Origin of the sequence: Pedosphaera parvula Ellin514 (assembly GCF_000172555.1) — a bacterium.
Taxonomy (GTDB): Bacteria; Verrucomicrobiota; Verrucomicrobiia; order Limisphaerales; family Pedosphaeraceae; genus Pedosphaera.
In genome coordinates, this window is the sequence record NZ_ABOX02000028.1 from 54,154 (window position 1) to 65,428 (window position 11,275).

Here is an 11,275-nt window from a genome sequence, read left to right on the forward strand (position 1 = left end):
TTCTTCGAATCCCCTATTTCGCTTGACGCAGGTTCGCGATCTTTAAGACTGGTGCATGGCAATGAATTCAAATCCGAACTGGCGGTTTGTTTCCTTCGAGGAAACAATTGTGGAGGAGTTTCCCAACAAGATGCATCATTGGTATTCCAGTCCAGCCATGGTCAAGGACACAAACCTCCTTTTTGTTCGATGCCGGATGTATCCCGGACAAGCCCACAAATTCCACTGCCATCCCAAAATGGAGGAAATTCTTTATGTGCTCTCAGGAACAGCGGAGCAGTGGGTGGAGAAGGAAAAGCGTATTATGACAACTGGGCACTCCCTATATTTGCCCGCAAATGTGGTTCATGGCACGTATAACATTGGTGCTGACATTCTCGATTTTCTGGCAATCCTTTCACCCGCCAAAAGCGAGGGGCCTGGAACCGTGGATGTAAGTGACCAGGAACCCTGGCGGCTTCTCAGAGATTAATACCTGGTCCCGTTGTTTGCTGCTATACTCCGCTTTACTCCTTCTGCTAACATGAATCCTGAGCTATGACTCTAATTGTAGAATTGAAGGCTTTTTGTTGTGGCGCATTGCCGGTGTGTAGATGAAAATTTTGCACACATATTTGATCCGCCAGGTGCTGGCCACTTTGATGATGACGGTGGCCGTTTTTACCTTCGTGCTGCTGCTCGGGAACGGCTTGAAGGAAATTTTGGTGCTCATTATTAATCGCCAGGCGACCCTTGGTGGAGTGATCCAGGCTTTTGGTCTCCTGATCCCTTTCGTCCTGGTGTTCGCTCTTCCCATGGGAATGCTGACCGCCGCCCTGCTTGTATTTGGGCGGTTTAGTGCGGACCAGGAGCTGACTGCGGTGAAATCCAGCGGAGTAAGCCTGCTCTCGTTAATTACACCTATTCTTGGTTTGAGCCTCGTTCTCTGTGGGGTAAGCGCCGCCATCAACATGGAGATCGCTCCGCGCTGCCGTATCGCGTACCTTGATTTGCGCGATGAGATGGTGGGTAAAGTGGCTGGAGCCGCTTTGCCTGACAGCATATTTGTAAAGGATTTTCCTGGTTTTCTGATTTATGTGGGGGCTAGTGATGGGAAAAATCTGACCGACATCCATATTTGTCAACTGGACGAAAATGATAAGGTCAAAACCATGACCGATGCCCCGAAAGGGCTTCTTCAAAGGTCCGGCAATCAAACCAGCCTGGAACTTTTTGACGCACGCATTTTTGACGTGCAGAGCGGCAGTTGGGCCTATCCTGGAATCGTTTCGCAGGATCTTAGTTCGATTAAGACAAACTCCACCTCAAAAAATATTCATATCGGCGACATGACTTTCCGTCAGTTGCAGAACGAATTGCAAGTTGTGGAGAATGAGTTTGCCGTTCCCGAAAAAGCCGGAAGCAAGGCGGAATTGCAACAAAGAAGAGACATCCTGGCGAACAAAAAAAAGGATGTGACGATGCCAATCCGCGTTCAGATGCATCGCCAGGTTGCATTTTCGTTCGCCTGCTTTGGCTTCACGCTGATCGGTATTCCTTTGGGGATTCAAGCTCACCGCCGGGAAACCAACGTAGGCATTGCCATGTCGCTCGCGCTGGTTCTCGTTTATTACAGTTTTATTATTTTGGGCCAATCTTTCGAGGGCCGTCCTTATCTGGCCCCCCACCTGATCCTATGGATTCCTAATTTTCTCTTTCAAGCAATTGGGGCAGTAATGTTGTGGCGTGCGAATCGCGGTATTTAGCCGAACGGAACCACACCTGCAGACACTCCGCCGGTTCACGCCTAATAAAAAAATCCCCTTGCAAGCAAGGGGAAGTGGAGAGGGAAACTACAAACTCTTTCGACGGTAAACTTTGTGAATGGCAGCCTGATCGGTCGGTTTGATCAACATCTGATCGATGTTCACGTGCGGCGGGCGGTTGGCAACCCAGAGGATAATTTCAGCAATATCTTCTGCAGTGAGAGGCTGGGTGCCTTCGTAAGGCTTTTTCGCTTTTTCGAGGTCGCCCTTGAAGCGCACAACAGAAAATTCTGTTTCCGCAAGGCCAGGATCCACCGAGCAGACCCGGAGCCCGGTTCCATTTAACTCCAGCCGAAGCGTCCGCGTAATCTGCAATTCACCGGCTTTGGCAGCACAATAGGCAGCACCGCCTTCATATGCGGTATAGGCGGCGAAAGAGCCAATGTTGATGATTGAACCACCCGGGTTGTTAACCATGAGCGGCAATGCCGCGCGTGTCATACGCAGAATTCCCAGAACGTTCGTCTGCAACATCATTTCCCAATCCTCGTCCTTGCCTTCAGCGACGGTTTCCACTCCATGTGCACCGCCGGCGTTATTGATGAGGACATCCAGCACTGGAGCTGCTGTGGCATTTATTCCGGCGATCTGTTGGCGTGCCCAGCTCATGAATTCCTCGACGCTGGAAGTTTTCGAAACATCGAGGAAGTGAGCATGGACTTCGCCAGCGCCCGCTTTCCGCGCTTCCGCCGCAACCTGATCCAAGCGATCCATCCTCCGCGCACCCAGCAGGAGTTTGGCTCCCTCTGCACCGAAGGCACGGGCCGTGGCAGCTCCGAAGCCACTCGAGGCGCCGGTAATCAATATCCATTTTCCATTGAGTCGTGATGCCATGCGTGAAATATCTAGCGCATGGAGTGAAGAAGGTCTAGGGCAATGAGTCGACGGTCGAAGGAATAAACTGTTCCACAAACTGACTCACCGGCATTGAGTCGAGGCGATGCCTGTCGTTGCAAAGCTCAAAAATGTTTTGAGCCTGCGGTTCTGGGAATCGGCAGCGGAGTGCCTTTCGAAACTTTTCCAACAACAGGGGAATTCCTTCCGCCCTGCGGCGGCGATGGCCCACCGGATATTCCACCTCAACTTTTTCCGTTGAACTGCCGTCCTTGAAAAATATCTGTACCGCATTTGCAATGGAGCGTTTATCAGGCTCAAGATATTCCCTGCTATAGCGCGAATCCTCCCTGACAACCATCCTGGCTCGCAGGGCATCCACACGTAAATCCCGGGCCGTTTCCTCCTCGTAATGATCGGCTGTCAAACTGCCGAAAAGCAGCGCAACACTCACCATGTATTGAAGGCAATGATCACGATCTGCGGGATTATGCAACGGCCCCGCCTTATCAATGATCCGGATGGCGGATTCATGGGTGGTAATCGCGATTTGTTCAATATCATCAATGCGGTCGCGAACCATGGGATGGAGTTTGAAGGCTGCCTCCACCGCCGTTTGAGCATGGAACTCAGCAGGAAAGGAAATTTTGAAGAGCACATGTTCCATGACATAGGAACCGAGAGGCCGGGCCAGCGTAATCGGATTGCCTTTGAAGAGAACATCGCAGAAGCCCCAGTTTTTCGTCGAGAGAGCTGAGGGATAACCCATTTCTCCCTTGATCGCCATAAACGCGTGTTGCACTCCGCGACTGGTAGCGTCACCCGCAGCCCAGGATTTCCTTGATCCCGTATTGGGAGAGTGCCGGTAAGCGCGTAAAGCGCCTCCATCAACCCATGCATTTGAAACAGCATTAATAATTTGTTCCCTGGTGCCACCCAGCAATTGGGTGGCAATGGCAGTCGAGGCAATTCGCACGAGCAGGACATGATCCAATCCGACTCGGTTGAAGCTGTTGGCCAGGGCCAGAACGCCTTGAATTTCGTGAGCTTTGATCATCGCGGTCAACAGGTCTCGCACAGAAAGAGGCTTTTTCCCTTCCTGCAAGTTGCGGCGGCTAATGAAATCCGATACGGCTAAAATTGCGCCGAGGTTATCCGAGGGATGTCCCCATTCAGCTGCCAGCCAGGTGTCATTAAAGTCCAGCCAACGGATGATGGTTCCGATATTGAATGCGGCCGTGACTGGATCCAGTTCGTACTGCGTGCCGGGAACGCGGCTGCCGTGGGGAACCGTGGTCCCGGGAACGACTGGTCCAAGCAACTTCGTGCAAGCAGGATACTCGAGTGCGAGAAAACCGCATCCGAGTGTGTCCAACAAACAGTACTGTGCAGTTCGGTATGCCTCGTCACTCTCAATGAGATATTTTGTGACGTAGTCGGCGATGTCGGCAAATAATTGGTCTGGCGGAGGGCGCAGATTGTTGGAGGAACTACTCATAATCAGTTGGCTTGAGAAGGTATTACCTTTGTTCTATCGGCACGTAAGGTCGCGGTTGCGGTCCAATGTATTCTGCCGTCGGCCGGATGAGGCGATTGTTTGCCCGCTGCTCGATGATATGGGCAGACCAACCTGCGGTTCGGGCAATGACGAATAGCGGAGTGAACATTGGAATTGGAATGCCGCAAAAGTGAAACGCAAGGGCGCTGTAGAAATCCAGGTTTGGAAATAACTTTTTCTCGCGCCACATCACGGCTTCGATGCGTTCAGCAATAGCGAACAGGTTCAAGTCGGCACTCGAAGATGCCAGCTTCCGAGCGATTCCCTTGATCACATCGGACCTGGGGTCAGATATTTTATATACACGGTGACCAAAGCCCATGATCACCTGCTTCTTTTGCAACAAGGACATCAAACCCGCTTCCGCTTCATCGGGTGTTTGGAACTTTTCAATGAGCCCCATGGCTTCTTCATTTGCACCGCCGTGCAACGGCCCACGTAATGTTCCAATGCCAGAGGTAATGGCCGAATAAAAGTCCGCCAATGTGGAAGCTGTAATACGCGTCGCAAAAGTGGACGCATTGAACTCATGTTCTCCATAAAGAATGAGGGATGAGTCCAGGGCACGGACGTGAATCGGATCGGCTGGCTTTCCTATCAGGAGATGAAGAAATTGAGCTGCGATGCTGGGATCGTCTGTGCGCGTCTCGATTCGTTTGCCTTGAGTGTTGAATTGATGCCAGTAGAGCAGCATTGAAGGAAAGGCGGACAAGAGTCGGTTGGCAATTTGGAGTTGCTCTCTCTTCGGGCTTTCAGGTTCGAGGCAGCCAAGGGTTGAGCAGCCAGTGCGCAAAACATCCATGGGATTCGTCTCTGCCGGCAATTGTTCCAGAACCGTTTTCAATGCATTGGGCAAGCCTCGCAGAGAGATCAATCTTTTTCGGTAATCTTCCAGCTCGTTGCGATTGGGCAGTTGACCATGGATCAGCAAATAGGCGACCTCTTCAAACGTGGAGTTTTCCGCCAGATCGTTGATGGCATATCCTCGATAGGTTAGTCCCAACCCTTCCTTGCCAACCGTGCTGATGGCCGTTTGACCTGCCACTATTCCCGCCAGTCCTGCCGATTTCTTGTCCTCGCTCATAGGATTTCCTTTCAGGCAGTGGCCTCACATGCCGATCCAACACGTGGTGTTAAGCAACTGAGGCCAGTCGCTCACGACTTCTGTTTCTTGAACATCTCATCCAGCCTTTGCTCGTAAACCTGGTAGTTCAGAAACTCATAAAGTTCAGCACGACTTTGCATTATTGGAAGCACTTCCTTCTGGGTGCCGTTCTCCCGAATGCTGCGGAAAACCTGCAACGCAGCAGCGTTCATGGCGCGAAAGGCGGAAAGCGGGTATAACGCAAGTCCAACGCCTGCCGAGCGCAATTCCTCAAGCGTAAACAAAGGGGTTTTTCCAAATTCAGTGATGTTGGCGAGCACCGGAATCTTTACGGCATTAACAAAGGTTCGATACTGGTCCAAGTTTGTCAGCGCTTCGGCAAAGATCATATCAGCGCCAGCATCGCGATAGGCGATCGCCCGTTCAATTCCACCTTCCAAACCTTCTCCGGCAACTGCGTCGGTCCGGGCCATTAAAACAAAAGCAGGATCAGTTTTCCCTGAAATAGCGCTTTTGATTCGCTCCACCATCTCGCTGGTGCTGATCAATTGCTTATTGGGGCGGTGTCCACAACGCTTGGCTTCGACCTGGTCTTCAATATGGATGCCTGCCGCTCCGGCTTTAATCATTTGCCGGACAGTTTTGGCTGGATCTCCCCAGGCAGTATCCGCATCCACCAGCAAGGGGAGGGGAGTGGTGGCTGTGATGCGCTTCACATCGGCAAGCACATCATTCAACGTTGTGACTCCGAGGTCCGGAAGCCCATAGGAGGCTGAAGCTACGCCAGAGCCTGAAAGATAGAGTGCCCTGAAGCCGGTCTTCTCCGCGAGAATGGCTGCATACGCGTTGATGACGCCGATGACCTGTAACGGCTGCTCCGCCTGGAGCGCGGCTCGAAGTCGGCCGCCTGGGGATTCGCCGGCTTTATTGGAATTGGTCCTGAAAAATTTCTTATCCACAAATGCTTTCCACTCTACGGACGCATACGGAATATAAACTCAGAGAACTGGGCTGCGTCGCAAAGCATGGCCTGTCCCTAAAATCAACGCAATGATTTTCGCCTGTTTCCGGTTGTTTGTAAAACTGCTATTCGACGTGAAAAAATCCTTTCGTCATTGAAGCCTTGGATGTTTAATTCGTCTGTTCCTGCAAGAAACCTTGATTAAATGAAAAAACTACACTGCCTTACCACCTGGTTGCCGATGAGCAAATCTTCTGCTTTAACCCTGGTTGTATCATTCCTGCTTGCGTGTTGTTCAGGTGTTGCAGGAGCAGCCGAAACGCTTGACCACGCCAAGCTGCATAAAATGGATGCGGAGATCAATCAAGCGATTGATGAAGAGAGATGTCCCGGCGGGGTGGTTTGGGTGGAGCATGGCAGGAGTCATTATTGGCAGGCATACGGCAATCGCGCCTTGGTGCCGGAGGAGGAGACGATGACCAAGGATACCATTTTCGACCTGGCGTCTCTCACCAAAGTGGTCGCTGGAACGCCGGCCATCATGATCTTGATTGAGCGCGGACAGGTAAAACTGGATGAGCCGGTTCATACTTACATTCCCGAATTTACCGGGGATGGGCGGGAAAAGGTGACAGTCCGGCAATTACTCACGCACACGTCCGGTCTCCTGCCGGATATCGAAACCTCGACCGACTGGCATGGCAAGGCGGCTGCCATCAAGAAGGCATGTGCAGAGAAGTTGCGTTCCAAGCCGGGAACCGTCATTCGCTATAGTGACGTAAACCTGTTTATGGCAGGTGAAATTGTGGAGCGGGTGAGTGGTTGCAAGTTGGAGGATTTTGTTCAAAAGGAAATTTATCAGCCGCTGAAGATGGTGGACACCGGATATCTTCCGCCAGCCGAAAAGTTGTCACGCATTGCTCCCACGGAATACGATCCCAACAAATCAGGCTCAGTCTTGCGCGGCGTCGTTCATGATCCGACGGCCCGGCATATGGGGGGCGTGGCTGGACATGCCGGCCTGTTTTCCACTGCCCATGATCTCGCACGATACGCCCGAATGTTGCTTAATGAGGGCACTCTGGATGGTGTCCAAATTTTTAAGCCGGAAACGGTCCGGTTGATGACCAGTGTGCAAACCCCACCGGAAATTCCTGAGAGACGCGGTTTGGGGTGGGATATCGATTCCGGTTTCAGTCGCCCGCGTGGGGTGTTGTTCCCGAGAGGTTCTTACGGACACACAGGCTGGACGGGAACCTGTCTTTGGATTGATCCTTTTTCGAAGACTTTCTTTATTTTTCTATCCAATCGTGTTCATCCCAATGGTAGTGGAAATGTGCTCCCTCTCTATGGCACCTTGGGAACGTTGTCAGCCGAGGCTGTGTCGGATTTTGATTTTGCCTTGGTAACAGACGAACTGCCGCCGCGAGTGCCGGCCAGGACCACCAAGGCGGAAATCCAGACCATCGATGCGTCTGATAACGATGTTCCCGGTGTGCTGAATGGTATTGATGTATTGGAGAAGCAGCACTTCGCCCCTTTAAAAGGCATGCGCATTGGCCTGGTTACAAATCACACGGGACAGGATCGAAGGCGCTATTCGACCATCCACTTGTTGAGGAATGCTCCCGGAGTTCAACTGAAAGTCCTATTTAGTCCCGAACACGGTTTGTACGGGGCTCTGGATGAACCTGTTGGTGATAGCGTGGACGAGGTGACTGGCCTGCCTGTTTACAGTCTCTATGGCAAACATACCGCCCCCACAAGGGAACAACTCAAAGGTCTGGATGCTCTCGTTTATGATATTCAAGATGTGGGCTGTCGGTTTTACACTTATCCTTCCACCATGGGACTTTGCATGGAGGCTGCAGGCAAGGCTGGTATCAAATTCTTCGTCCTCGACCGCGTTAATCCGGTCAATGGAGTTACCATTGATGGGCCTGTGTTGAAAGGCAAAACCAGCTTTGTTGCCTATCATCCCATCCCTGTTCGCCATGGGATGACCGTGGGCGAGTTAGCTCAAATGTTCAAGGACGAGCGCAAACTGAATACGGATCTTACTGTCATTAAAATGGAAGGTTGGAACCGCGAGCATCTATACGATGAGACAGCATTACCCTGGAAGAATCTTTCACCTAATATGCGCAGCCTCACGGAAGCAATCCTCTATCCCGGCGTTGGATTGCTTGAGCGCACAGCGCTTTCGGTGGGGAGAGGAACGGGGACTCCTTTCGAGGTCATCGGAGCGCCCTACATTCATGACATCAGGCTGGCCGCGGAACTCAATAAAGCCTGCTTGAAGGGCGTGCGTTTCGTACCGGTTCGTTTCACACCTACAGACAGTGTCTACAAAGGTCAGTCGTGCGCTGGCGTTAACATTATCCTCACGGATAGGGATCATTGTGAAGTGGTGGATATAGGAATCATGATAGCGAAAGTGCTCAACCGTTGGTATCCCGATCAATTCGAGGTCGACAAATTCAATGTACTGCTCGTTAACAAGGCGACGTTGGAGGCGATCAAGGAGGACGCGCCGCTGGCGGATATTAAGAAGCTCTGGACTGATGATTTGGCAAAGTTCAAGGAACGCCGGGCAAAATACCTGCTTTATTAGAATTCCTCGCTGCGCCTGGCGGGACGGGCATCATGGTTTCGGCATGGCTTGAAGAATTCCTTTTTCCGTGAGCGGGATAGTCGCGTCTGATTGCCAGGGATATTCCTTTTTGTCGATTGTGAGCACACGGGGAATTAATTGAATTTCGTGGCCGAATATGTTGAAGACGACCGTGCCCGGTTGAAATGTCGTATCCAGGAAAATGCATTGACCTATGGGAAGATCGAAAGGAACGGGGCGGGGAGGGTCAAAGACCACTGTGGCATTAGTGGCAGGTGCTTTCATGTTCGGGAAGACCAGCCTTACATTTGAAATGTTTAGCTTCGGTTCATTAATAATAACTATTGGAGCATTCGTTGTATCGCTGGAAAAGGTTACCCGCCACGGCCCGTTGCGCGTGCGACGATGCTCGATGGTCGTATAGAACACAACGTAAAGCACGAGCGCGATTAAAAATGCCAGGATAAAATGTTTTGCCGGGCTTGCTGATTTCATTTCCAAGGCAAACCTTGGCGAGGCGGGAAAGGAAGTCAAGCGAACGATGCCGCTGAAACTATTGGTGACACCTTTCTTGACCGTTGGAAATTCATTCAGCTCAAGCCGCCCTGGTTTCCATTATCTTGAACTATCTAATTTTCTAAAATTCTCTTCACTTTAGCACGCCCTGGTTCGTGTAGGATAAAGTCTGTCAGGCGCGTCAGTCTTTTGTCAGCTTGCGCCCGCATGGTGGCACAACATACTCTTCGAGTTTCGCGCAGCTGATGACCACTAAAGAAAAATATGCCGTTCTGATAGCGGATGACGATGAAGAAGATCGCTTCCTGCTTAAAGCGGCAATTCAGTCGGTGACTCCGCGCCTTAAAGTTGTCGCCGAAGTCGAGAATGGAGAACAAGTCATTGCTTATCTCTCAGGAATTGGTCCCTACCACGATCGTCAGCGCCATCCTTTTCCAGATCTTTTGCTCATAGATCTGGTAATGCCGGTCAAAAACGGATTTGAAGTTTTGGAGTGGTTAAATACAAAATGCTTCCCTCAACTCAAGGTGGCTGTCGTTTCGGGTTCTCTGGAAGACCTCTCTCACCGGCAGCGGATTCTCCGTCTGGGTGTCCAACATTTCTATTCTAAAATGGTTAATTACGACGAACTGCTCCAATCGGTAAAATTCATGCAGGACGAAATGGAAATGCTCGCGTAATACATATTAATAGGTGTCGTGGGTGGTTTTGTGCCGGGGCCACTCCATTTTCGTCATCCGCCACTTCGAGCTCGGAGGTCATTACCTCATTGTTTTAAAAAGTTTTGTTTGAAAAGCATCATGAACCCAGCACAATTCATGAATGAAAATGAAGGCCTATGTTTTGATGTTGATGAGTTTTTTATTTCTGGGCGGATGCGCTTCCAAAAACACTGACACTCACCGGACCATCGTGCTCCAGAATAAATCTTCGAAGGAAATGCACGAAACCATTCTAAATATTGGATCCTACCAGGTGGACTTGGGCTTCATGGGAACAAACTATGCAAAAGTGATCGCAAGTTACCCAAGAGAATTTCCTGATTCCGCCCGGCTATCATGGAGTTTCCGAGGATTGGAGCACGACGAGGTTGTCAACCTATCCTCCGCTATTGGCGGACAGAAGCATGGTGTCCTGATTTTGACGGTTAATGACGACCATATTGGAGCTCAATTCGAGGCCGAGAAGAAGCCCACAAAATAAATCCCCGGACGGTGAACTTGCCGGTGGCCTGGATTTTTTGAAAACCAAAGTGAATAAATTATCCGTGGGCGAACAAGGAATGATGGTGGAGTCGACAGGGATCGAACCTGCGACCTTCTCATTGCGAACGAGACGCTCTACCAACTGAGCTACGACCCCGCACCATTGATGTTTCTTAAGACCTTTCTGAAGTTTTTGCAAGCTTCTTCTGCCAACTTCAGATGTGCTACAGAACAGACTGTGATCTCAAGGGGCTTTCGGACCCACTTGCCTCGCCTTCGAATGCGAGCAAAAAATTCCAGAGGTGAGTGGTGAATTAAATTGATGACTTTGGTATTCAGCCACAGGAATTTCTTTTCCGACTCAGACTGATTTCAAGCCAATGGTATGCAAAGGCAGTATAAGATTGTCAATTTGAGCATTGCATGGAAGTGAAACATAGGCTTATTTAACTACCAGTTAAGGGCCCATAGCTCAGTGGTTAGAGCAGGCGACTCATAATCCAGAATCCACTTTTCCCCCCACCTGAGCTAACGAGGATTCATCAATGCTGACAGGCCTATTCTCAGCTTTGCAAAATCTGCTTGCTGGACCGATTTGCACCGAAAAGGACGCAAAAATCTGCATCGGGTATCATATGCAGTATCAGATTTGGCTTCGCGGGACAGTGCGCGGAGTG

The 11,275-nt window shown here is 50.7% G+C and carries 10 protein-coding genes and 1 tRNA gene; 5 read left to right on the forward strand and 6 right to left on the reverse strand.

The features are described 5' to 3' along the window. The first annotated feature begins 55 nt into the window (after nucleotides 1-55). Nucleotides 56-472 (forward strand): cupin domain-containing protein, encoded by a 417-nt coding sequence (locus CFLAV_RS19715; protein ID WP_202796925.1) that lies wholly within the window; start codon nucleotides 56-58, stop codon nucleotides 470-472. A gap of 121 nt (nucleotides 473-593) precedes the next feature. After that, nucleotides 594-1,745: an LptF/LptG family permease gene (locus CFLAV_RS19720; RefSeq protein WP_007416575.1), complete on the forward strand. Its 1,152-nt coding sequence runs from the start codon at nucleotides 594-596 to the stop codon at nucleotides 1,743-1,745. Between the two features lie 87 nt (nucleotides 1,746-1,832). On the opposite strand, the gene CFLAV_RS19725 is transcribed toward CFLAV_RS19720, so the two are convergent. The 4 genes from CFLAV_RS19725 to prpB all read right to left on the reverse strand — a co-directional run bounded on the left by CFLAV_RS19725 (nucleotide 1,833) and on the right by prpB (nucleotide 6,261). After that, complete coding sequence (locus CFLAV_RS19725) at nucleotides 1,833-2,639, reverse strand: SDR family NAD(P)-dependent oxidoreductase (protein WP_007416576.1); 807 nt, start codon at nucleotides 2,637-2,639, stop codon at nucleotides 1,833-1,835. 34 nt (nucleotides 2,640-2,673) lie between these two features. Next, on the reverse strand, nucleotides 2,674-4,137 hold the full coding sequence (locus CFLAV_RS19730) for a bifunctional 2-methylcitrate dehydratase/aconitate hydratase (protein ID WP_007416577.1): 1,464 nt from the start codon (nucleotides 4,135-4,137) through the stop codon (nucleotides 2,674-2,676). A 22-nt stretch (nucleotides 4,138-4,159) separates the two neighbouring features. Continuing rightward, nucleotides 4,160-5,281: a bifunctional 2-methylcitrate synthase/citrate synthase gene (prpC, locus tag CFLAV_RS19735; protein ID WP_007416578.1), complete on the reverse strand. Its 1,122-nt coding sequence runs from the start codon at nucleotides 5,279-5,281 to the stop codon at nucleotides 4,160-4,162. Between the two features lie 71 nt (nucleotides 5,282-5,352). Further along, nucleotides 5,353-6,261, reverse strand: a complete 909-nt coding sequence (gene prpB / locus CFLAV_RS19740) for a methylisocitrate lyase (protein ID WP_007416579.1) — start codon at nucleotides 6,259-6,261, stop codon at nucleotides 5,353-5,355. 207 nt (nucleotides 6,262-6,468) lie between these two features. On the opposite strand from prpB, the gene CFLAV_RS19745 reads away from it, so the two are divergent. Further along, nucleotides 6,469-8,877: an exo-beta-N-acetylmuramidase NamZ domain-containing protein gene (locus CFLAV_RS19745; RefSeq protein ID WP_007416580.1), complete on the forward strand. Its 2,409-nt coding sequence runs from the start codon at nucleotides 6,469-6,471 to the stop codon at nucleotides 8,875-8,877. Between the two features lie 30 nt (nucleotides 8,878-8,907). Here the strand turns inward: CFLAV_RS19745 and CFLAV_RS19750 are convergent, their stop codons facing one another. Continuing rightward, nucleotides 8,908-9,372: a hypothetical protein gene (locus tag CFLAV_RS19750; RefSeq protein WP_007416581.1), complete on the reverse strand. Its 465-nt coding sequence runs from the start codon at nucleotides 9,370-9,372 to the stop codon at nucleotides 8,908-8,910. Nucleotides 9,373-9,590: 218 nt separating this feature from the next. Between CFLAV_RS19750 and CFLAV_RS19755 the strand changes: the two genes are divergently transcribed. After that, nucleotides 9,591-10,073 carry a response regulator gene (locus tag CFLAV_RS19755; RefSeq protein ID WP_237712424.1) on the forward strand — a complete coding sequence of 161 codons (483 nt, stop codon included), beginning with the start codon at nucleotides 9,591-9,593 and terminating at the stop codon, nucleotides 10,071-10,073. Nucleotides 10,074-10,215: 142 nt separating this feature from the next. Continuing rightward, nucleotides 10,216-10,596, forward strand: coding sequence for a hypothetical protein (locus tag CFLAV_RS19760; protein ID WP_007416583.1), 381 nt, complete (start codon nucleotides 10,216-10,218; stop codon nucleotides 10,594-10,596). Between the two features lie 83 nt (nucleotides 10,597-10,679). On the opposite strand, the gene CFLAV_RS19765 is transcribed toward CFLAV_RS19760, so the two are convergent. Then, nucleotides 10,680-10,755: transfer RNA gene (locus tag CFLAV_RS19765), tRNA-Ala, on the reverse strand. Nucleotides 10,756-11,275 lie beyond the last annotated feature (520 nt).